Origin of the sequence: Plantibacter sp. MPB07, assembly GCF_046619465.1 — a bacterium.
GTDB classification, from domain to species: domain Bacteria; phylum Actinomycetota; class Actinomycetes; order Actinomycetales; family Microbacteriaceae; genus Plantibacter; species Plantibacter auratus.
Genome location: NZ_CP177043.1, coordinates 1,772,114 through 1,794,353, shown reverse-complemented (window position 1 = coordinate 1,794,353; position 22,240 = coordinate 1,772,114). Strand labels below are relative to the sequence as shown.

Below are 22,240 nucleotides of genomic sequence, written 5' to 3'. Positions count from 1 at the left end.
CAGCTGCGGTGCGTCCTGAGCCGATCTTCAGGCACCGCGATCTACGATGGTGCTCATGCCCGAGAACTCCGCCCCGTCCCGTGACGCCCCGCCGCTCGTCGGCGTCGTGATGGGCTCGGACTCCGACTGGAACGTCATGAGCGACGCGGCGCAGGTGCTCCGCGACTTCGGCGTGCCGTTCGAGGTCGAGGTGCTGTCGGCCCACCGCACGCCCGAGAAGATGATCGCCTACGGCAAAGCCGCCCACGGCCGTGGCGTCAAGGTCGTCATCGCCGGTGCCGGTGGAGCGGCGCACCTTCCTGGAATGCTCGCCTCCGTCACCACGCTCCCGGTCGTCGGCGTCCCGGTGCCGCTCTCCCGCCTCGACGGCCTCGACTCGCTCCTGTCGATCGTGCAGATGCCCGCGGGCGTGCCGGTCGCGACCGTGTCGATCGGCGGCGCGAAGAACGCCGCGCTGATCGCCGTCAAGATCCTCGCCACGGCCGACGACGACCTGCACCAGGCGCTCGTCGCCTACGCCGCGGGCCTCGCCGACTCCGTCGAGGAGAAGAACCGGAACCTCAAAGCGCAGCTATGACGAGTGCAGCCACCGCCGCGAAGCCGATGCGGTATCCCGACACCCGTTCGCGCGAGGTGATGACGAAGCGCGCCTGGTGGCTGGTCCTGCTCAACCTGCTGATCCCCGGCTCCGCGCAGGTGCTCGCCGGGAACCGGAAGCTCGGTCGGTTCGGCCTCGGGTTCACCCTCTTCCTCTGGCTGCTCGTCGTCGTCGGCGTTGCCCTCATGTTCCTCGCCCGCGAGGTGCTCTTCACCCTCGCGACGAATCCGATCGCCCTCACCGTCGCGCAGATCCTCCTCGCCGCCTACGCGATCCTGTGGATCGTGTTGACGCTCGACACCCTGCGGCTCGTGCGCCTCGTGAAGGCCTCGCCGAACGCCAGGCTCGGTGTGGCGCTGTTCACGACCCTCGCCATGGTGCTGGTGGCCGGTGGGGCCGGCTACGGAGCGGTGGTCGCAGGCGCCACCCGCGGGTCGATCTCCTCCATCTTCGGCAACACCGGCCCGTCGGAGCCGCCGGTCGACGGCTACTACAACATCCTGCTGCTCGGTGGCGATGCAGGTCCCGACCGCGACGGCATGCGGCCGGACAGCATGTCGGTCGTCAGCATCAACGCCGAGACCGGGCAGGCGACGACCATGTCGATGCCGCGTGACCTCGTCGACATCCCGTTCCCCGAGGGCAGCGAGATGGCGTCCCTCTATCCGGACGGCTACGACGACTCCTGCGACGTCGACGTCTGTCAGCTCAACTCGATCTACACCGAGATCGAGCTGAAGAACCCCGAACTGTTCCCCAAGGCGACGGCTGAGGCGAGCGAGCCCGGCATCGAGGCGATGAAGCAGGCAGCCGAAGGCATCACCGGGCTGCACATCCAGTGGTACGTCCTCATCGACATGTACGGCTTCGCCACGCTGATCGACACGCTCGGTGGCGTCGACATCGACGTCAAGGAGCGACTGCCGATGGACGGCGACGCCGACCTCGAGAACGTCACGAAGTGGATCGAACCCGGCGAGCAGCACATGGACGGCTGGACCGCGCTCATGTACGCCCGGTCGCGGCACTCGACGAGCGACTACGACCGCATGGAGCGCCAGCACATCCTCCAGACGGCGATGCTCAAGCAGTTCAACCCGGCGAACGTCCTCGCGCGCTTCCAGGACGTCGCAGCTGCGGGAGGCGACGTCGTCAAGACCGATGTGCCCCAGGGCATGCTCGGCTACTTCGTGAACCTCGCGCTCAAGACGCGCGAGCTGCCGATCAACTCCCTGCAGTTCGTCCCGCCGACGATCGACCCGGAAGAGCCCGACTACACGCTCATCCACCAGATGGTGCAGGACCAGCTGTTCCCGCCGTCGCCGAGCCCGGAGCCGGACGCCGGCTGAGGCCGCTCTGAGAGGTCGTCCGTCCGGCTCGGCGTCGGTGTCAGATCTCCGCGTGCAGCTGCCAGACGCGTTCGGCGGAGTCGCGCCAACTGAAGGCCTGCTCGCGGTCCATGCCGAGGATGCGCAGGCGGGCGAGGCGTTCGCTGTCGCCGATGACGTCGTTGATGGTGGCGATGAGTCGATCGGCGTACCCCTTGGCACCGGACTCGACCACGACGCCGGCGCCGCCGCCGACCTCGACGAGCGCCGGGACGTCGGAGTGGATGACGGGCGTGCCGAAGCGGAACGCCTCGACGAGTGGGAGCCCGAACCCCTCGGCGAGACTCGGGTAGATGAAGGCGGTCGCGCGGTCGAGGACGACGGCGAGGTCGGCGTCGTCGAGGAACCCGAGCGCACGCACGCGACCCTCCGGCAGCCCGGCCTCGTCGGCGACCTGCGCGAGGGTGACGTCGCCCCAGCTGTCCGTGCCGACGATGAGCAGGGGGAGGTCGGGTGCACCGGGTCGTCCGAGGCCGGTGATGAGTTCCGTGATGCCGCGACGGGGGTCGAGTGAGCCGACCGACACGAGGTACTCGGCGGGGAGGTCGAGCGTCCGTGCTCGACCATCGGCGTCGGTCGGGATGGTGAGCGTGGTCGCGGCGGCCCCGCCGATGACGCGGACGCGGTCGCCGAGATCGACGATGTCGCGCAGTTCGTCGGCGACGGCGTGCGTCGGGACCACGATGGCGTCCGCGTGCTTCCGCGCCCGCTTGACCATCGCCTTCTGCCACGCCACCGACATCGGTGTCAGTGACGACGGGTGCGACCAGGCGAGCGTGTCGTGGATGGTGACGACGATCTGGTTGCCGTCGTTGATGCGGTCGTGGCGGTTGAGCGGGGCGAGCAGGCCCGGGGCGTGCACCATGCCGTTCGCGGTGCCGGGCGCGACGATGCCGAGCTGCCAGGCGGCACTGAGCTCGCGGCGCGGGAGCGTGGTGCGATGCAGCGTCGCCAGTCCGGGGAGCTTGGACTCGAGGAGGTCGATCTTCTCCTTCGATACCGCCGAGACGATGCCCTCGACGTCGCATCCCGCTGGGGCGCTCGCGATGAGCTCACGGGTGAGTTCCTCGGAGTAACGACCGACCCCGCCGGCGACCGGCGCGACGATCTGGTCGACGACGACGCGCAGGGTGGTCACGGCGCCGTGACGACGCCGTGCTGCGTCGCTGCCTCGAAGGCCTCCCGCCAGTCACGCATCGGGGCGAGACCGGCGGTGGCCCAGGCGTCGTGGCCGAGCACCGAGTAGGCGGGGCGCGGCGCGGGGCGGACGAACGCCGAGCTGTCGGTGGGGGAGACACGGGCCGGGTCCGCGCCGACCGCCGCGAAGACCGCCTGGGCGAACTCGTACCAGGAGGCCTGTCCGGCGTTGGTGCCGTGGTAGACCCCGGCAGGAGCGTCGGCGTCGAGCAGCGCGACGATCTGCGCGGCGAGGTCGGCGGTCCACGTGGGCTGACCCAGCTGGTCGGTCACGACGGCCGGGTCGACGCCGTTCGCCGCGAGCTTCGCCATGGTGGCGGCGAAGTTCGGTCCGTTCTTGCCGTACAGCCATGCCGTCCGCACGATGTAGCCGCCGTTCGGGTGCTCGGCGAGGACGGCGCGCTCCCCGTCGGCCTTCGTCCGGCCGTACGCGCTGATCGGGGCGAGCTCGTGGTCCTCCTGGTACGGCGAGGTCGCGGAGCCGTCGAAGACGTAGTCGGTCGACACCTGGACGAGCTTCGCGCCGGCCTCCCGAGCGGCGATCGCGAGGTTGCGGGCCCCGATGGCGTTCACGGCCGCGGCGTCTGCTTCGTGCGACTCGGCGTCGTCCACCTTCGTGTAGGCGGCGGCGTTGATGACGGCCGAGTGCCCTGCGACGGCGGAACGGACGGCCTCGAGGTCGGTCACGTCGAGCTCGGCGCGACCGAGGGCGGTGACCTCGCGACCCGTCAGGGCCTCCTGCAGGTCGTGGCCGAGCATGCCGGAAGCGCCGGTGATCAGGTACGTCAAGATAGGGGTCCTCTCGGGAGTGGCCCGTTCATCGTACCCGGCTCGGGCAGGGCGGAACCTGTCGGTGCCTGAGTCGCCGGTGGCTCCTCGAACAGCGTTCGCTGGGCCTCCTCAACGCGAGCGAGGTTGGCCAGGCCGTCCGCCCGATGGTGTCCGTAGACCCAGAAGCGGTAGAGGAAGAAACGGAAGAGGGTTCCGAGGCCGAGCCCGATGACGTTCGAGGCCAGGTTGTCGGCGAGCAGCGAGGTGAAGCCGAGGACGTAGTGGCTGACGTAGAGACACCCGACGGCGATGGCCATGCCACCCAGGGAGACGATCACGTACTCGCCGAGTTCCAGGACGAAGTTCTTCCGGCGATGCTCGCGGAAGGTCCAGTACCGGTTGCCGATCCAGTTGAAGACGATGGCGACCGAGACACTGATGACCTTGGCGCCAAGCGGGGACTGCGCGACGTGGTCGTGCCCGAAGACGCCGACGCGCAGCAGGTTGAACACGAGCACATCGAGGCCGAAGCCGATCAGCCCGACGACGCCGAACTTCACCGCGTACGCGGAGACACCGTTCCAGAGGCGGCGGAGCAGAGGGATCATGGCGGGCCGTTCTGTGCGCGGACACTCGATTATGCCTGAGACAACCGGTGAAGGAACCGCGGAATACTGTCGCCGAGCGCCGACTTGGTAGACTCCCCGGGTGCAGATCCGCGAACTGAACGTCCCCGACAGCTATGAGATCACGCCGAAGCAGTTCGGCGACGACCGAGGCGTGTTCCTCGAGTGGTACCGCTTCGACAAGCTCGAAGAGGCCTCCGGTCGGTCGATCAAGCTGGCCCAGTCCAACACCTCGGTGTCGAAGCGCGGCTCGGTGCGCGGCATCCACTTCGCCGACATCCCGATCGGGCAGGCGAAGTACGTCACGGCCACCCGCGGTGCCGTCCTCGACTACGTCATCGACATCCGCGTGGGCTCACCGACCTTCGGCCAGTGGGACTCGGTGCTGCTCGACGACACCGACCGCAAGGCGATCTTCATCTCCGAGGGCCTCGGCCACTGCTTCGTCGCCCTGACCGACGACGCCACCGTCAGCTACCTCGTGACCGACGTGTACCGCCCCGACCGCGAGCACGGCATCAACCCGCTCGACGAGCGGATCGGTCTCGTCATCCCACCGGAGGCCGGCACGCCTCTGCTCTCACCGAAGGACACCGAGGCCCCCGGTCTCGACGAGGCGGCCGCCGCCGGTCTCCTGCCGACCTGGGACGACGCCCGGGCGTTCTACGCGACCTTGAAGGGGAACTGACGATGCGCGGCATCATTCTCGCCGGTGGATCCGGCACGCGTCTCTGGCCGATCACCAAGGGCATCTCCAAGCAGCTCATGCCCATCTACGACAAGCCGATGATCTACTACCCCCTGTCGACGCTCATGATGGCGGGGATCAAGGAGATCCTCATCATCACCACCCCGGAGTACAACGAGCAGTTCCGGGCGCTCCTCGGCAACGGCGACGACCTCGGCATCCGCCTCGAGTACGCCGTCCAGCCGTCTCCGGACGGCCTTGCGCAGGCGTTCATCATCGGTGAGGAGTTCATCGGAGACGAGAGCGTCGCCCTGGTCCTCGGCGACAACATCTTCCACGGCACCGGCCTCGGTTCAGCTCTCCGCAGTCACAACGACATCGACGGCGCGCTCATCTTCGCCTACCAGGTCGCCGATCCGAAGGCCTACGGCGTCGTCGAGTTCGACGACGACTTCAAAGCGCTTTCCATCGAGGAGAAGCCCGCGCAGCCGAAGAGCAACTATGCGGTGCCCGGACTGTACTTCTACGACAACTCGATCGTCGAGATCGCCAAGACGATCGAGCCCTCCGCCCGAGGCGAGCTCGAGATCTCGACGGTCAACGAGCGCTATCTGGAGCGCGGCACCCTGCAGGTCCAGGTGCTCGACCGTGGCACCGCCTGGCTCGACACCGGCACCTTCGAGTCGATGATGCAGGCGTCCGAGTACGTGCGTGTGATCGAAGACCGCCAGGGCTTCAAGGTCGGCTGCATCGAGGAGATCGCGTGGCGTGCCGGTTGGATCGACGATGAGCAGCTCGCAGCCCTCGCCGCTCCGCTGGTGAAGAGCGGTTACGGTCGCTACCTGCAGACGCTGCTGGCCCAGCAGGCCTGACCGTGTCGCCTCTCAGCTCGCGGCTGACGGCGGTACGCACCCGCGCCGCCCGTGTCAGGACCCGTGCCGCCCGCCTCCTCCGGTTCTTCAAGGACCTCGGTCCGAAGGCCTTCCTCGGTCGGGTGTTCAGCAAGCTCTCGACCCAACTGAGCCTGCAGAACGCCGGCGGGGAGATGCTCGTCAACCTCGAGCACGCCGCAGCCGTCGACTGGACGGTGCCCGGCGAACGCTTCGCGAACCCGGTGACCGTCGCCGACGGCCCGGTTCGCATGGCCTGGATCATGTCGCCTCCGGGAGCCGAGAGCGGCGGCCACCAGAACCTGTTCCGGTTCATCGACTTCGCTGAACGGGCAGGTCACCACTGCACGATCTACCTCTACGACAATCTGCACCTGACGCCGAGTCTCGACGCGACGAAGCAGATGCTCGCCGCTTCGAAGTCGTACCCGGATCTCAAGGCCGACATCCGGATGTACGACGCCTCCGTCGGCGTGGATGCGGACACCCAGGCGTTGTTCGCCACCGGCTGGGAGACCGCCTACGCCTCCTATCTCGATCGCTCGACGGCGAAGCGCTTCTACTTCGTGCAGGACTTCGAGCCGTACTTCTATGCGATCGGCTCGGAGTACATCCTCGCGGAGAACACCTACCGCTTCGGATTCCACGGCATCACGGCCGGCGGGTGGCTGGCCCACAAGCTCAGCACCGAGTACGGCATGGCATGTGACTCCTTCGACTTCTCGGTCGACACCTCGCTCTACCGGATCACGAATGAGCGTCCACGGAACGAGATCTTCTTCTACGCACGCCCGGTCACCTCGCGGCGCGCGTTCGAGCTCGGCGTCCTCGCGCTGAAGGACTTCTCGGAGCTGAAGCCGGATGTCACCATCAACCTGGCCGGTTGGGACGTCTCCGGATGGGACCTGCCGTTCGCGTACAAGAACCACTCCAGCATGCAGCTGGCCGAGCTCAACGAGCTCTACAACCGCTGTGCTGCGGGGCTCGTGTTGTCGCTGACCAACATGTCGCTGCTCCCGCTCGAGTTGATCTCGAGCGGCGTCGCCCCGGTCGTGAACGACGGTCCGAACAACCGCATGGTGTCGGACAACCCGTTCATCGAATACGTGCCTCCGGTGCCCATGGCGCTCGCTCGTACGCTCGCCGGCGTCTTCGACCGGCCGGATGCGACCGCTCGTGGTCTGGCCATGTCCGCCTCGGTCGCCGGTGCAAGCTGGAGCGACTCGGGTGACGCGTTCGTGTCGGCAGTCGAACGGGTCATGCGTGGCTAAGGCACTGGTCATCGGTGCGAACGGGTTCATCGGTTCGCACCTCGTCGACGCGCTCGACGGTGCCGGCCACGAGGTGACCGCGTTCGACCGGTTCAGCTCGGGCACGACGACCTTCAGCTCCGAGCGGGCCCGAGTGCTGACCGGGGAGTTCCTCAGTCGGAGCGACCTCGAGGAAGCCGTCCGAGGTCAGGAACTCGTGTTCCATTTCCTGTCGACGACCACGCCGGCGACGGCGGAGAGCGATCCGACGCTGGACGTCCGCACCAACATCGCCCAGACGATCGAGCTCCTCGAGTCGAGTGTCGCCGCGGGTGTCGGCCGATTCGTGTTCGCATCGACCGGCGGGGCGATCTACGGGCAGCAGGGTCAGGACGTCTACTCGGAGACGGACCAGGCGCTCCCGATCTCGCCATACGGCATCGGCAAGCTCGCGATCGAGCACTACCTCGACTACTTCCGGGCGAAGCACGGTCTGGCCTCGACGGCCCTGCGGGTGTCGAACCCCTACGGCACTCGCCAGCGTCCGAACCGCAAGCAGGGGCTCATCCCGATCGCGCTGAGACAGATCGCGCTCGGCCGGCCGATCCAACAGTTCGGCGACGGGTCGATGGTCCGCGATTACGTCTACGTCGAGGATCTCGTACGGATGATCCTGCCGGTGGTTGCGACCACGCCGGAGCACTCCACCTACAACCTCGGCAGCGGCATCGGGTTCTCCGTGTCCGAGGTGTTCGCCTCCTTGCGTCGCGTCACCGGCGTCGACTTCGCGATCGAACGCCTGCCGCAACCGAAGACGTTCGTCGATCGGGTCGTCCTGGACGTCTCCCGGTACGAGGGCGAGTTCGGTCGGCCGCAGTCGCCGACCTCACTCGACGACGGCGTCCGCGCGCTCTGGGCCGAACTGGGACGGGACGCCGGCTGACAGGGTCCGGCTCGAAGGGTCTCGTCGGGGACCGCAGCGTGGCGTCTCTCCGGTGCTGGTCCGCTCGATACCCTCAGAGGACGACATCCCCGAGCGGAAGGCCCCGAGATGCCAGAGACGACCGGGGCCCGACACGTCGGTCCGAGACCACGACGCAGAACCTCGGTCGCGATCGGCGCGGTCGTCGCCATCGTGGTGGGCTCGACTGCCCTCGGTGCCGTCCCCGCGGCCGTGGCCGAGGCTCCGCAACCGGCTCCGACGGGCGCCTACGTCTCTGCACCGTCCGTCGCACCGGATGGCGCGTTCACCGTGGACTTCATCGGCGAGACCGCCGAGTGCGGTGACGGCGGTGACGCGTTCTCCCAGAGCTGGGCGTTCGTCGACGCCGCAGCATCGACACCGCTGCCGTCGCCCTCGGAGGCGAATTCAGCGCTCGGCGTGACCTCGCGGGACGGTCAGATGTCGGCGTCGATCCCCGATGGTACGGCCGGATCCCTGCAGCTCACGTGCACACCCTCGGGAGGTGGCGCAGCACAGACCATCTCCCTACCGCTGACGGTCCGTTCGGGCCCGACGGCGACCAGGTGGAGTTGGAGCATCACGGGCCCCATCGGGGCGGGAGCCGTGGTGACCGCCAGCGCGTTCGGCTTCACGCCTGGTGAGCAGGTGACGGCCTCGATCACGAACGTCACGCGGGGACTCGCGTCGGGCGGCGACCTGTCCGGTGCGGTCGCTGCACCTGTCGGGGCGACGGTCGACGGATCGGGTGCGGTGACGGTCGACATCGTCGTTCCGAGCGGCTGGGTTCCCGGGGACGACCTCGACCTCTCGATCGCGGGCGCCACCAGCCGGTTCCGCCTCGCGTCCGGTCCGGGCACCCCGATGCCACTCAGCTCGACGGAGGCGCTCTCGACGAGCGGGGCGGTCTTCTCGGGAGGCGACCTCGTCGTCCGGGCAGGAGGGTTCGCACCGGCGGAGACGGTCACCTTCTCCCTGCACCCGTCGACGGGTTCCGCTGAGCAGGTCGGAGCGCTGGTCGCCGATGCGGGCGGCGGGGTCGCGGGGACGCTTCGACTGCCGGCCGACGCTCCCGCCGGCGTGCAACGACTCTGGGGGGTGAGCGGGTCCGACGACGGACGACTGGTCTCCGCCGCGCTGACCGTGGCCGCTTCGCCGGAGGTCGTCCGGATCTCGGGGGAGGACCGCTACCAGACCGCGGTCGCGACGGCGCAGGCGTTCGCTCCGTTCGACACGGGTACCGGAACCGTCTACCTGACGTCGGGGAACACCTTCCCGGACGCGCTGGGAGCCGGAGCCCTCGCCGCCTCGATCGGTGCGCCGGTCCTCCTGACGGCACCGGAGGTCCTGCCGGACGCGGTGCGGGCGGAGCTGCTCAGATTGCGTCCTGCGACGGTGAAGGTGGTCGGTGGGACGTCGGCCGTGTCCGACGCGGTCCTCAGCCAGGTCACGGGGCTCGCATTCGCACACGGTACGACCCGCATCGGTGGGTCGGACCGGTTCGAGACGAACCGACTGCTCATCGCGGACGCGCTGCGTAGCGCCTCGACGGTCTACCTCGCGATCGGGTCCAACTTCCCGGACGCACTCGCCGCCGGCCCGGCCGCAGCCAGTCTGGGAGGTGCCGTGGTCCTCGTCGACGGTGGTGCGTCGACCGTGGACGCTGCGACGCTCCGGATGATCGCCGGGCTCGGGGTCCGCGACGTCAGACTCGTGGGCGGGCGTGCGGCGATGAGCGCCGGTATCCAGTCGCAGTTGGAACACCTCTACCCGGGCAAGGTGACGCGGTATGCGGGAGCCGACCGCTACGACACGGCCGCGCAGATCGTGGCCGCCGCGTGGCCGGGCGCCGTCGATCAGGTGCTGTTGGCCTCGGGGGCGAACTTCCCCGACGCACTCGCAGCCGGCGCGTTGGGTGTACCGATGCTCACGAGCGGGTCCACCTGTGTGTCGTCTTCCGTACTCGACCGCCTTGCGGCGTTGCAGCCCAAGACGGTGTCGGTGGTCGGCGGGACCACGGCACTCACGCCGGCGGTGGCGGCACTGAAGCGCTGCTGACCCCGATCATCGGAGCCGTGCCTCGAGGGTGCAGTACTGAGGTGATCACCTCTGCTAGAGTTCAGCTCGCCTGCCGAACCCGAGCGGTCGGCGGCAAGGACAGCGCTGTGCACAGAACGTTCGCTCCACGCGGTCGATTGGCGATGCTCGCCGTGGCGGCGACCATCGCTCTCGCAAGCGCCGGCCTGATGGCTGGCACAGCCGCTCCAGCTCAGGCGGCGACGGTCAGACTGGCGGGCGACGATCGATTCTCGACGGCGGTCGCCATCTCGCAGGCAGCGTTCCCCGACGGCGGGGCCACCGTTGCGTACTTGGCGACCGGCTTCAACTTTCCGGACGCCCTCAGCGCGGCGCCCGCAGCGATGGTAGAAGGTGGTCCACTCCTCCTCACGATGCGCGATCGGCTTCCCGAGACCGTTCGAGCGGAACTCTCGCGCCTCGGCGTCACGAAGGTCGTCGTCGTCGGCGGTGTGAACGCCGTCGACGCTTCGGTGGTCGACGAACTCGGTGTTCTCGGTATCACCGTCGAGAGAGTCTCGGGTACAGATCGGTTCGCGACGTCGCGAGCGCTGATTCAGCGAGCGTTCTCGGTGACCGGAGCAACGCAGGTCTTCCTCGCGACAGGATCCAACTTCCCCGACGCCCTCTCCGCGGGGGCCGCAAGCGGACCCCGCGGGATCCCGGTGTTGCTGGTCGACGGAAGCTCATCGGGCCCTAGTTTGGATGATCTGGGACTGTTCCAGGCGTTGGGAACGACGAGTGCGACGCTCATCGGCGGTTCGGCCGCTATCGGGGAAGGCTACGCGGGCGGACTGCGGAAGTCCGTCTCATCCGTTGGCCGCATCGCCGGCCAGGATCGCTACGAGACGTCGGTCCTCATCAACAGTCAGTTTCCATCGGGAAGTTCGTCTGCCCTGATTGCAACGGGAACCGCGTATGCGGACGCACTGGCGGGTGCCGTCCTCGCGGGCCGCACCGGCTCGTCGCTGTACGTCGTGACGCCGACTTGCCTTCCGCCTGTCGTCGCCAACGGTTTGGCTTCGGCAGGAGTTACGGAACTGACCTTGCTCGGTGGTGCCGCGGCGCTTTCTCCCGCTGTGGCAGATCGCTTCGTCTGCCTTCCGCCACCCGCGCCGGCTCCTGCTCCGAACCCGCCTCCGGCGCCGGCGCCGCCGCTCGGTTCAGCAGGGAACCCGCATCGGGACGGTGTCACTCCGGGGGCGTTCTGTAAAGCTTCGCTCGACGGGCAGTACGGCCGAACGGCGACCGGGCTCCTGATGGTCTGCTCGCGATCCGCGACAGATTCCAGACTTCGGTGGCGTCAGGCCTGACTCAGCATCGGCGGGACCACGGCACTCACGCCGGTGGTGGCGGCACTGAAGCGCTGCTGAGACCGGTCAGCGACGGCGGACGAGTCGTGCGAGTCGATCCGTGGCGCGCACGACCCGCCTCGAGCGCAGGGCCGCCGCCTCACCTTCCACAACGGCGAGGCGGGCTGCGAGGTCGGCCTCGCGCTCCGCTGCGGCTTCGAGTCGATCCTCGAAGCCGGAGGCGATGCGCTTCGCCCGCTGCACACGGTCGTACCGGAGCGCCTCGCTGAAGGCGAGCTGTGCTTTCCGGGTCGCCTTGTCGAAGTCCGCATCCGGCACGGGCGCCGTGAGCGCATCGGCGAGCACGTCATCGCGCACCAGGGTGCCGTCGACCGCTCCCTGCTCGAGCTCCTCGGGCGTGGGGTGGCGCATGAAGTAGTACGGCAGCAGCGCACCCGCCTTCAATCTCGCATAGTCGCGCATCCCGTGGTGGTTCGGGCTGGGTGTCAACTCGGGGTTGCTCTCGTAGGCGCGCCCGGAGATCTCGACCTTGTTCTTGTACTGCTTCCACGAACGCCACGGCAGGTGGAGGACCTCGATGGCGAGTTCCGGCGGCGGGGAACCCTGCGACGCCAGGCTCACGAAGTGGTTGCCCTGGATCACGTCGATGTCGGGGGACCCGATGTGCACGGCGTCCGGGGTCGGGTGGGCACGCACCCCGGCGAGCTCGAGCTGGTCCTGGGTTCGGGCGTCGCGGTAGACGAGCCGATCGAAGCCGGTGCCGTCCTTGGCCGGTGCGCCGGTCAAGTTGACGACCGGGACGAGGAAACTGAGGTAGGTCTTGGGGATCTGCTCGAACACCTCGTGGAGGGTCTTGGTGCGATCGACGGGCAGGAAGAACTCGTCGGCATCGGCGTTGATGACCCAGTCCGCTCCATAACGGGTGTAGGCGTCGCGCGCCATCTGCGTGACCACGGGCGCCTGCTGCTTGCGGTGCACCGGGTCATGACGGAGGTCGATCCGCCCCTCGGCCGCGTAGCGCTCGAGGATCTCGGTGGTGCCGTCGACCGACCCGTTGTCGGTGACGATGAAGGTGTCGACCCCTTGGGCCTCATGGTGGTCGAGCATGGCCGCGATGATGTCCGCTTCGTCGCGGACCATGATCGTCATGGCGAGTTTCATCGAGTGTGTTCCTGTCGGGTCGGCATCGGGACAACCGCTCCAGCTTACGCGTCGGTCGGTCCGGTGTGGTCGTGGTGCAGGTAGGCGTAGAACTCGTCCTTGATGTACGCGAGCGTATGGTTCTGATTGGTCTCGTCGAGGACGAACGTGACGGGGAGGTCCGCCTTCTCCAGACGCCACCCGAGGCGGGCGGCCAGGAACGACATCCAGATGTCCTCGAGGAACCGGTACCGCTCGGGCAGGTCGGTGAAGAACGCGTCATCCGTGACGATCTCGGAATCGCAGACGCAGCCGCCGGTGCCGACGTAATCGGCCCGCTCGCGGTCGGCGAGGTCCGTCCGGTTCCAGTAGGAGCCGTGGTTCGCATAGGCCCAGACCCCCGCGATCACCCGCTCGCCCGCTCGTTCGAGGAGCGATCGGATGAAGTCCGGTTCGACGTCCTGATCGTCGTCCAACATCACGAACGGTCCGCGATAGCCGGCGAGTCTGAGCTTGCGAGCCGCCCAGAAGCGTCCGATGCCGCCGATGTTCTCCGGGCTGGCGCGGAACTCGATGCTGCGGAGCGCACCGCCGACGCCGACCTCCGCGATGACCCGGCGATAGTGTGCCTCGTCGTCCGGCTGGTTGTTCCAGAGCACCAACCGGAGGTGGCGGTCGACTCGTTGGTCGCGCAGCAGACGGATCACGTCGGCGAGCCGCTCCCGCCGGTTCCACAGGCACACGACGACCGCGAGGTCCTCCTCGTGCACCTCACCCGCCAGGAGCTCGATGGTGAACCGTCCGTCGAGCATCCGCCGCATCCGCTGGTCGGCCCGGCGCTGCCGGTAGGCGAGCACGGCTCCACGGTAGTCACGCGCCGCGCGGCCGAGCGCGCGCCGCGGGAGGCTCCGGTATCCGTCGGGCACACCGACCTCGCTTTCCTGGAGATTGCCTGGCGGGAGTCCGCTTCGAACCCCAGCACGCAGTCTCTCATGTTCACTCCTGTATCCTCGGAGGCGTCTCTGCTCGAAATCAGCGGAGAGCTGTTTCGAACTGCTAGGAGATCCACTGCATGGCTATTGCTGCGCCGAGCCCGGACGATCGGGCGGAACGACTGGCGGGACTGCCCTGGGAGGACGCCGGTTCACCCGGGTCGTCGCTGGGGGGTTCCACCTCGCAGCTGAAGGACATCTGGCGGCACCGCGAGCTCCTCGGTCTGCTGACGAACCGCGAGGTGAAGGCGCGGTACAAGGACAGCGCACTCGGCTTCTTCTGGAGCCTCATCAAGCCGCTCATGCAGCTGCTCATCTACGCGGTCGTCGTCGGGCAGTTCCTCGGAGCAGCCCGCAACATCGAGAACTTCGCGATCTACCTGTTCGCGGGGCTGACCGCCTACGGGCTCTTCAGCGAGATCGTCGGCGGCTCGACCTCCTCGATCATCGCCAACTCGGGCCTCGTCAAGAAGGTCTACCTACCGCGTGAGATCTTCCCCCTCTCCGCTGTGGGCTCGGCGATCTTCAACTTCTGCATCCAGTTCGTGATCCTCTTGGTAGCCGCCGCGTTGTTCGGGACGCTGCAGTTCTCAGGCAACCTGCTGTTCGGCCTCGGCGGCTTCTTCGTGCTGCTGGTCTATGCGACGGCGATCGGGCTCCTGCTGTCCGCCCTGAACGTCTACCTCCGCGACGTGCAGTACCTGGTCGAGGTGCTCCTCATGCTCTTCATGTGGGGTTCGCCGATCCTGTACCACTGGACGTTCGCGGTGCAGCACATGCCGGGTTGGCTGGCCGACATCTACCTCAACAACCCGATCACGCTCGGGGTCATCGGATTCCAGGAAGCGTTCTGGGCGAGCACAAGCAACGGCGAGACCCTGCCCGACCTCGGGCTCCGCCTGGCCATCGCCGCCGTGGTCGGCATCGTCCTCCTCTTCGGAGCCCAGCGCGTGTTCGCGAAGCTCCAGGGCAACTTCGCGCAGGAGCTGTGAACATGAGCACCTCAGTCCCCATCGTCCGTCTCGACGACGTCTCGAAGCGATTCGTCATCCGCAAGGAGAAGAGTCTCAAGGAGCGGCTGGTCAACGCCGGCCGGTCGGCGAAGCACAAAGAGGACTTCTGGGCTCTCCGGAACATCTCGCTGGAGGTCGACTCAGGCTCGACCATCGGGCTCATCGGGCCGAACGGCTCCGGCAAGAGCACCCTGCTCAAGGCGATCGGCGGCATCATCGAGCCGACCAGCGGTTCGGTGAAGCGTCGCGGTCGGCTCGCCGCGCTCCTCGAGCTCGGCGCCGGGTTCCACCAGGACCTCACCGGTCGCGAGAACGTGTACCTCAACGCCTCGATCCTCGGGCTGTCCCGCAAACAGACCGACTACTACTTCGAGGACATCGTCGAGTTCTCGGGGATCCGTGACTTCATCGACACGCAGGTGAAGTTCTACTCGAGCGGCATGTACATGCGGCTCGCTTTCGCCGTGGCGATCCACGTCGACCCCGACCTGCTCCTCGTCGACGAAGTGCTCGCCGTCGGAGACGAAGCGTTCCAGCGGAAGTGCCTCGACAAGATCCGGTCCTTCCAGGCCGAGGGCCGCACGATCGTCATCGTCACCCACTCCCTGGGCCAGGTCACCGAACTGTGCGATCGCGCCGTCCTGCTGAACCGCGGCGAGGTGCTGTTCGACGGCGAACCGCACGTCGCGACGACGGAGTTCCGCGACGTGCTCGAGGAGCGACGTCAGGAGGAGATCGCCGAGCACCCCGAGGAGCAGGAGGGCGCCGGACGCATCATCTCGGTGACCGCCCACGCCGTCGGCAAGGCGGTCGGTGAGCCCGTCGCGCCCGGAGACGACCTCATCGTGTCCGCGACCTTCTCCCACAGTGACGGGCTCGACGACTGGATCGCCGCGGTGCAGATCGACAGTGCGCTCGGCCAGGTCGTCTACGGCACCACGAGCAAGCGCATCGGGCTGTCGCTCCCGCGGCTCCGGAGCTCCTGCACGGTCGACTTCGTGCTCGAGAAGGTGACCTTCGGCGAAGGCAAGTACTTCGTCAACGTGTCGCTGATGACCCACGACGGGGTCCACCTCGCAGACCGGCCCCAGATCGCGTCGTTCGATGCCCCGCACTTCCAGCTCGCCGTCGGAACCGTGCACGCCGTGCCGACCGCCAGCGTGGTGGATTCCGTCGCGTGACCTCCGGGTCTCGTCTACACGCAAGCCCAGCGAACTCCAAGTCGGCGCCTCGGTAGGATGGAGCGTTGACTCGTGGGGAACGGACGAAGGTGGGACGACGTGACTGAAGAGGCCGGAACCGGAGAGCTCCGACAGGCGAGGCTCGAGATCGCCCGCCTGCGAGCGGAAGCGGCCCGCCTGGCACGTCAAGCCGACGACGCAAAGCGGCTGCTCCGGGCTGAGCGTGCGAAGTCTGCGAAGTACGCGGAGCAGGTGCGCGAACTGCGCCGATCCTCCTCCTGGCGCCTGACGAAGCCAGTGCGAGCCGTGAAGCGGCGCGTGGCGTCGCTCCGCAGGGGCCGCTGAGGTGGGCGGTACCGTTCTGCGTGAGGTCCTCCCTCGGGTGGTGGTCGAGCGCCCTCGAGCGCTCCCGACGCACCCTGAGCGTGTGGCGTTCGTCGCCAGTTGGGGCGCGGATCCGCACGTCTCACGGTCGCTCTCCACCCTCGTCTCGGAGCTCGCCCGTTGCGGCTACTTCGTCGTCGTCGTCCGTGCGTCGGACTCGATCGAACCGCTGGTCTGGCCGACGCCTCCCGAGGCGCTGGTGGTGCGCAAGCCCAACATCGGGTACGACTTCGGTTCATGGGCGACCGGGATGGCGTTGTACCCGCAGCTGCTCCGGGCCCCGTTCGTGCTACTTGCGAACGATTCACTCGTCGGCCCGTTCGGGTCGCTGCAGCCGATGCTCGAGGACTTCGAGACTCGCGACACGGACGTCTGGGGCGCGACGAACACGCTCCAGTTCTCGCCGCATCTCCAGAGCTACCTCCTGGGCTTCCGGAACGGGATGCTCCGGGACCGCCCGGTCCGCACCTTCTGGCGCACGCTCGTCGACCACGACGACAAGCAGCAGATCATCGACCAGTACGAGATCGGGCTGAGCGAGCTGCTCCACGTCGAGGCCTACGTCACGAGCGCCTGGATCGATCACGCCCAGGTCGTCGAACCGGGGGAGAACCCCGTCATCCGGGGCTGGCGCCGACTCGTCCAGCTCGGATTCCCGTTCGTGAAGCGGGAGATCATCACCAACCCGAGCGTGGTCGCCGACGGCGCCCGCGCTCGCGAGACCGTACGAGCCGCCTTCGGGGAAGACCCGATGGACTGGTTGCCGACCACACCGGACACGAAGCCGAGGTAACACATGAGAAGAATCACCCCCGGCGGCGCGAAGCGGTTCGCCGGCCGAAAGATGATCTCCGCGGGCGTCAAGCTCGCCGAGCTCGACCCGGCCATCGTCCAGCACCACGTGCCGACGGCCTATCCGGCCGGGTTCGAGAACTGGCTGCGACGACGCAACGACCGCCTGACCTCGCTCTTCCCGAGCGAGTGGCGCATGCGCGAGCCGTCGACGGTGCCCGCCGCACGCGTCGCTGTGGTCGTGCACGTCTTCTACGCCGAACTCGTGCCGGAGATCCTCCACGAGCTGCAGCACCTGCCCGTCGAGTTCGACCTCATCGTCACCAACGCCACCGGCGTCCCGCTCGACCTCGACACCTCGTCCCTCGACCGCGTCGGGCGGGTCGAGGTGTACGAGGTGAACAACCAGGGACGCGACATCCTGCCGCTCGTGTCGTTGGTCAACGCCGACATCCTTGAGCCGTACGAGCTGGTCCTCAAGATCCACACGAAGCGCAGTGCCTGGCGTGCCGAGCACACGGAGCTCAGCGGCACGGGCGATGAGTGGCGCCGTTCGTTGTACGCCGGCCTGCTCGGCTCGCCGGAGCACGTCGAGTCCATCCTTTCGGCATTCGCCGGGGACCCGGCCCTCGGTCTCCTGACCGCCGACGGCAACCTCGTCGGTCCCGAATTCTGGGGCGGCGACCAGCAGATCGTCGAGGCGCTGCTCAAGCGTCTCCAGCTCGAACTCGAACCGGAGACCCTCCACTTCGCGTCCGGTTCGGTCTACTGGGTCCGCGGCTTCGTCCTGCAGGGTCTCCGCGCGCTGCAGTTGAGCGAGTGGGACTTCGAGGAGGAGGCCGGGCAGGTCGACGCGACCACGGCGCACGGCGTCGAGCGCCTCATCGGCATCGTCACGGAGGAGGCCGGATACGACCTGCGCGAGGTCGGTTCGCTCACCGCCTCCTCGACCGATGTCGAGTCCGACGGTTGGAAGCGGTTCCGACGGGATGCCGAAGTGGCACCGCGGGCCAGGGCGGTCCCCTTCTACCTCCCGCAGTTCCACGCCTTCCCCGAGAACGACCAGTGGTGGGGCACCGGCTTCACCGAATGGTCGAACGTCGCCGGAGCACAGGCCATCTACGAGGGGCAGAACCAGCCGCTGCTCCCCAGCGACTTCGGCTTCTACGACCTCCGGGCGCCCGGTACCCGGCGGAAGCAGTACGACCTCGCCCAGTCCATGGGGATCGAGGGCTTCATGTACTACTACTACTGGTTCGCGGGCAAGAAGCTCATGAACCTGCCGGTGGAACAGCTGGTCGCGGACTCCGATGACGAACCGTTCTGCATCATGTGGGCGAACGAGAACTTCACGCGGCGATGGGACGGACGTTCGACGAACGTCCTGATCGGTCAGGACTACGAGCGGGTCCCCGCGACGCAGTTCATCCACGACGTCATCGACCTGCTCACCGACGACCGCTACATCCGAGTCGACGGTCGCCCGGTGCTCGGTGTCTACCGGATCACCCAGATCCCCGAGTACCGTTCGGTCGTCGCCTACTGGCGTCAGGTCGCTCGTGAGGCCGGGTTGGACGACCTCCTGCTCCTCAGCGTGGACGTGAGCGGCGCGTTCGACGGGGTCGAAGGCGACCTCTCCGAGCACGGCATGGACGCGTACATGGAGTTCGCTCCCCACAACAAACTGTGGAGCCCATGGGACCGCGCGGACACGGAGTTCGACGATCGGTTCCAGGGGAACACGTTCCGCTACGACGCCATGGTGGAGAACGCCGAGCTCACCTTGTTGGAGGGTGTGTCCGATGACCGCTACCCGGGCGTGATGGTCAACTACGACAACACGGCCCGACGCCAGTGGCAGCCGGATCTCTGGTGGGGCTCGAACCCGTACACGTTCCGACGCTGGTTCGACGCGGCCGTGTCGGCCGTCGCGGACCGCGACCACGAGCACCGTCTGGTCTTCGTCAACGCCTGGAACGAATGGGCGGAGAGCGCCGTCCTCGAACCGACGCTCCGCTTCGGCAAGTCCTACCTGATGGCGATCCGCGACGTCCTGTACCGCTGAGCGCGATTCGCGCGAACGTCGAAGGGGCTGCACCGAACGGTGCAGCCCCTTCGACGTTCATGGCTCCGGTCAGGGAACCGTGGTCGCCTTGCACCCCAACTTCACGCTGGTCGATGCTTCGTAGATGCACACGTTCCGCGCCCCGGACGCCGCCGGAACCGTCAGGTCGAACCCATGGTCGGTGCCGGCACCCGGGTAGAGGCCGTCGAACCAGGACAGGGTGCTGTTGGCGCGGTAGGCGGCACCGACCCCGTCGACGTCCACCCAGACGAACGACGTCGTCGTCGCCGGGTCCACGCCGGGCTGGTACGCCCAACCGGTCACCCGGACCGTGCCCGCCGCGGGGGTGATCGTGTCGAACGATCCGGTCGCGGTGGTCGGGGTCGGCGTCGGTGCGACCGGCGTCGGCGTGGGGGTGGGGGTGGGCGTCGGGGTCGGGGTCGGCGCGGGTGCCGGAGCCTTCCCGGCGCCGACGGTCACCGTCTTGCAGCTGAACAGCACCGAGGTCGCGGATCCGTAAGCACAGATCCGGTAGGTCCCCGGCCCCTTCGGCAGGGTGACGTCGAACCCGTGGTTCTTGCCGGCTCCGGGGAACAATCCCTCGAACCAACTGAGGCTCGTGTTCGCCTTGACCGCGGTTCCGACGCCGTTGATGTCGAACCAGACGTAGGACGGGTCCTTCGTCGCGGAGTTGTAGGCCCAGCCGGTCAGCTTGATGCCGCCGTCGACGGCGGTCGCGGTGTCGAAGGAACCGTATTCTGCCGGAGCGGGGACGTTGACGGTCTTGCAGCCGAGCAACTTCGAGGTCGCCGAACCATAGACGCACACACGATTGTTGCCCGCCGTCGTCGGGATCGTGAGGTCGAACCCGTGGTTTTTCCCCGCCCCCGGGAACATGCCCTCGAACCAGCTCAGTGCGGTGTTCGCGCGGTAGGCGGAACCCTTGCCGTTGACGTCGACCCAGACGAACGTCGAAGCCGTGGTACTCCGGTCGAACGCCCAACCGGTGAGCCGGAGCTGATTCGCCGAGGCCGTCGCGGTGTCGAACGACCCCACCTCCTCGGACTTCAGCGTCACGGTCTTGCAACCCAACCGACCCGAGATCGCGTCGACGCACACGTTGTACGTCCCGAGTGGTCTGTCGAGCTTGATGGAATACCCGTGATTGGCACCGATGCCGGGGAAGTATCCGTTGATCCAGGGCAGGGAGGCGTTGGCGGCGACCGCCGGTTCAGCCTTGCCGTTCACGGAGACGGTCACGTTGGTCGGGTTCTTCGTCGTGTAGTCGACCGCCCAACCGCTGAGGATCATGCCGCCCGGGACCTGCGTCGCGGTGTCGAACGATCCGGCACCCTTCGGGACGGTGACCTGCTTGCAGCCGAGGAGCGTGTTCATGGTCGAGTTGTAGACGCACACCTCGTAAGTCCCCGGCGGCTTCGCGATGGTCCCGTCGAAGCCGTGATTCGGGCCGTAGCCCGGGTAGAGGGAGTTGAACCACGCACGGGACGTGTTCGCCAGGAACGGTCCTCCCTGGCCGTTCACGTTGACCCACACGTATGCGGGCGCCGTGCTATTCGGGTTCATCGCCCAGCCGGACACGGAGATGCCCTGGTATCCACCGGACACGCCGTCGTACGAGCCGTACGAGGAGCCCGTCGTCGGACCGAACCAGTCCGTGTAGATCCGCCAGAAGTTCCGATTGCCGTAGGCACCGCAGCCGTCGCCGGTGCCGTAGAGGTTGGCGAGCGCGGAAGCGTTCGGCTGATACGGGGTGTAGTTGTAGAGTCCGGCCGTCGCAGCGTTCTGGATGTAGACGGTGCTCGACCCGCAGGCGGCGTTCGGGTTGAACCGTACAGCGTTGTTGCGACCGGGGACGTGGTTCCAGCGGGTCGGGTTCGCCTGGTAGTTCTTGAACTGCAGCGCGGCCGCGTACACCTGGTTGAAGAAGCCGTAGTAGTTGGTGTCGCAGTCGGCCGTGTCCGGGCAGCCGTAGCCCATGGCGCTCCGGTACTGCCGCGCGGAGGGCCAATCGTCCGTGATGAGGCTCTGCTCCTTCTCGAGCATGACGATCAGGACCTTCTGGCTGATGCCGCAGGCGACGCCGACGCGGGTGATGATCTCCGCCGCGCTCTGGTTGCCTCCCGAGTACGCCGCACATCTGCCGGAGACCGCCGCGCGGTTCGGGGTGTTCTCGCGGAAGTCCTTGAGGCAGGTGAAGCCGGACCGACAGGCGGACACCCGAGAGTTCAGCACCGACTGCACCGCTGCCGCCGACATGGAGATGTCGTTGTAGAAGAGCTGGTCGCTGATGATGTTGCCGGGGTCGAAGTTCCGTGCCTCGGCGGCTTCGGACGTCTCCGGCGTCGAACCGACGACGAGGCCGGCCACGAGGAGCGAGAAGATGGCGAAGAATGCCGCCAAACGATGTTTCACGGGATCTCCAGAGTGGTCGGGGCGGAGGTCGTCGTGACCGCCGCTGAAGCGTAGTCGAGCGTGACGGACCAGGTGCCCGTGAGCAGGGCGCCGGTGTCCAGCTGGACGACCCCGCACGAGGTCTGCCCGGCGTCAGCCGCCCCGACGGACTCGATGCGCTGTTCGTCGCCGGGCCCCGTCAGGACGTAGGTGCACGAACCGTCGTTCTCGATGACGCCGGCGACGTAGCCGGAGATCGAGATGGTCGCACCGTCGGGATCGATGGTGGCGAACACGATCACGGCCTCCGGCTCGATCGGCGCCGGCTCCGGGCTCTTGCCCGGTACCTCGCTGGTCGAGCCGGTCGGTGAGGGGCTGGAGTCGGGAGCCGCGCCACCGCCGAAGCAGCCGGTCAGCCCGAACATGGCCACGAGACCGACCACTGCGAGCAGTCCTCCACGACGTGCGACCAGCATCGGCTTCCTCTCATCCACCCCCGGATG

General features: G+C 67.6%; 19 protein-coding genes. 12 read left to right on the top strand and 7 right to left on the bottom strand.

Annotated features, from left to right (window positions below):
- Nucleotides 1–55: 55 nt before the first annotated feature.
- Together purE and ACLIME_RS08350 are read left to right on the top strand one after the other, a co-directional pair.
- On the top strand, nucleotides 56–577 hold the full coding sequence (gene purE / locus ACLIME_RS08355; protein WP_411558632.1) for a 5-(carboxyamino)imidazole ribonucleotide mutase: 522 nt from the start codon (nucleotides 56–58) through the stop codon (nucleotides 575–577).
- On the top strand, nucleotides 574–1,947 hold the full coding sequence (locus tag ACLIME_RS08350) for an LCP family protein (RefSeq protein ID WP_236555507.1): 1,374 nt from the start codon (nucleotides 574–576) through the stop codon (nucleotides 1,945–1,947). The genes purE and ACLIME_RS08350 overlap by 4 nt, the downstream gene beginning before the upstream one ends.
- A 40-nt stretch (nucleotides 1,948–1,987) precedes the next feature.
- Here the strand turns inward: ACLIME_RS08350 and ACLIME_RS08345 are convergent, their stop codons facing one another.
- From ACLIME_RS08345 to ACLIME_RS08335, 3 genes are read right to left on the bottom strand one after another with little or no spacing between them, the layout of a single operon-like run.
- Nucleotides 1,988–3,124, bottom strand: a complete 1,137-nt coding sequence (locus ACLIME_RS08345) for a glycosyltransferase family 4 protein (RefSeq protein ID WP_159879421.1) — start codon at nucleotides 3,122–3,124, stop codon at nucleotides 1,988–1,990.
- The gene (rfbD, locus tag ACLIME_RS08340) at nucleotides 3,121–3,942 is read right to left on the bottom strand and encodes a dTDP-4-dehydrorhamnose reductase (RefSeq protein WP_411558783.1); all 822 of its coding nucleotides are present in this window, start codon (nucleotides 3,940–3,942) and stop codon (nucleotides 3,121–3,123) included. Before rfbD ends, ACLIME_RS08345 begins: the two co-directional genes overlap by 4 nt.
- Before the next feature lie 26 nt (nucleotides 3,943–3,968).
- Nucleotides 3,969–4,562: a GtrA family protein gene (locus ACLIME_RS08335; RefSeq protein ID WP_159879419.1), complete on the bottom strand. Its 594-nt coding sequence runs from the start codon at nucleotides 4,560–4,562 to the stop codon at nucleotides 3,969–3,971.
- 100 nt (nucleotides 4,563–4,662) lie between these two features.
- On the opposite strand from ACLIME_RS08335, the gene ACLIME_RS08330 reads away from it, so the two are divergent.
- From ACLIME_RS08330 to ACLIME_RS08305, 6 genes are all read left to right on the top strand, one after another.
- A complete protein-coding gene (locus tag ACLIME_RS08330; RefSeq protein ID WP_124769687.1) occupies nucleotides 4,663–5,268 on the top strand; it encodes a dTDP-4-dehydrorhamnose 3,5-epimerase family protein in 606 nt (201 codons plus the stop codon).
- Between the two features lie 2 nt (nucleotides 5,269–5,270).
- A complete protein-coding gene (gene rfbA / locus ACLIME_RS08325; RefSeq protein WP_079707304.1) occupies nucleotides 5,271–6,140 on the top strand; it encodes a glucose-1-phosphate thymidylyltransferase RfbA in 870 nt (289 codons plus the stop codon).
- Nucleotides 6,141–6,142: 2 nt separating this feature from the next.
- Nucleotides 6,143–7,429: a glycosyltransferase family 1 protein gene (locus tag ACLIME_RS08320; RefSeq protein WP_411558631.1), complete on the top strand. Its 1,287-nt coding sequence runs from the start codon at nucleotides 6,143–6,145 to the stop codon at nucleotides 7,427–7,429.
- Nucleotides 7,422–8,351 carry an NAD-dependent epimerase/dehydratase family protein gene (locus ACLIME_RS08315; protein WP_079707303.1) on the top strand — a complete coding sequence of 310 codons (930 nt, stop codon included), beginning with the start codon at nucleotides 7,422–7,424 and terminating at the stop codon, nucleotides 8,349–8,351. The genes ACLIME_RS08320 and ACLIME_RS08315 overlap by 8 nt, the downstream gene beginning before the upstream one ends.
- Before the next feature lie 108 nt (nucleotides 8,352–8,459).
- Entirely contained in the window at nucleotides 8,460–10,427 is a 1,968-nt protein-coding gene (locus tag ACLIME_RS08310) for a cell wall-binding repeat-containing protein (RefSeq protein ID WP_411558630.1), read from the top strand.
- A gap of 107 nt (nucleotides 10,428–10,534) precedes the next feature.
- Nucleotides 10,535–11,758, top strand: coding sequence for a cell wall-binding repeat-containing protein (locus tag ACLIME_RS08305; RefSeq protein WP_159879413.1), 1,224 nt, complete (start codon nucleotides 10,535–10,537; stop codon nucleotides 11,756–11,758).
- A 66-nt stretch (nucleotides 11,759–11,824) separates the two neighbouring features.
- Here the strand turns inward: ACLIME_RS08305 and ACLIME_RS08300 are convergent, their stop codons facing one another.
- A complete protein-coding gene (locus ACLIME_RS08300; protein WP_236555506.1) occupies nucleotides 11,825–12,919 on the bottom strand; it encodes a glycosyltransferase family 2 protein in 1,095 nt (364 codons plus the stop codon).
- Nucleotides 12,920–12,963: 44 nt separating this feature from the next.
- Entirely contained in the window at nucleotides 12,964–13,824 is an 861-nt protein-coding gene (locus tag ACLIME_RS08295; protein ID WP_411558629.1) for a glycosyltransferase family 2 protein, read from the bottom strand.
- 146 nt (nucleotides 13,825–13,970) lie between these two features.
- Between ACLIME_RS08295 and ACLIME_RS08290 the strand changes: the two genes are divergently transcribed.
- The 4 genes from ACLIME_RS08290 to ACLIME_RS08275 all read left to right on the top strand — a co-directional run bounded on the left by ACLIME_RS08290 (nucleotide 13,971) and on the right by ACLIME_RS08275 (nucleotide 19,325).
- Entirely contained in the window at nucleotides 13,971–14,882 is a 912-nt protein-coding gene (locus tag ACLIME_RS08290; protein WP_159879409.1) for an ABC transporter permease, read from the top strand.
- 2 nt (nucleotides 14,883–14,884) lie between these two features.
- Nucleotides 14,885–16,084 (top strand): ABC transporter ATP-binding protein, encoded by a 1,200-nt coding sequence (locus ACLIME_RS08285; RefSeq protein ID WP_411558628.1) that lies wholly within the window; start codon nucleotides 14,885–14,887, stop codon nucleotides 16,082–16,084.
- A 427-nt stretch (nucleotides 16,085–16,511) separates the two neighbouring features.
- Nucleotides 16,512–17,261 carry a rhamnan synthesis F family protein gene (locus ACLIME_RS08280; protein WP_411558627.1) on the top strand — a complete coding sequence of 250 codons (750 nt, stop codon included), beginning with the start codon at nucleotides 16,512–16,514 and terminating at the stop codon, nucleotides 17,259–17,261.
- Nucleotides 17,262–17,264: 3 nt separating this feature from the next.
- Nucleotides 17,265–19,325 carry a glycoside hydrolase family 99-like domain-containing protein gene (locus tag ACLIME_RS08275; RefSeq protein ID WP_411558626.1) on the top strand — a complete coding sequence of 687 codons (2,061 nt, stop codon included), beginning with the start codon at nucleotides 17,265–17,267 and terminating at the stop codon, nucleotides 19,323–19,325.
- A gap of 69 nt (nucleotides 19,326–19,394) precedes the next feature.
- Here the strand turns inward: ACLIME_RS08275 and ACLIME_RS08270 are convergent, their stop codons facing one another.
- Nucleotides 19,395–21,758, bottom strand: a complete 2,364-nt coding sequence (locus ACLIME_RS08270) for a hypothetical protein (RefSeq protein WP_411558625.1) — start codon at nucleotides 21,756–21,758, stop codon at nucleotides 19,395–19,397.
- Nucleotides 21,755–22,213, bottom strand: coding sequence for a hypothetical protein (locus ACLIME_RS08265; RefSeq protein ID WP_124769677.1), 459 nt, complete (start codon nucleotides 22,211–22,213; stop codon nucleotides 21,755–21,757). Before ACLIME_RS08265 ends, ACLIME_RS08270 begins: the two co-directional genes overlap by 4 nt.
- Nucleotides 22,214–22,240 lie beyond the last annotated feature (27 nt).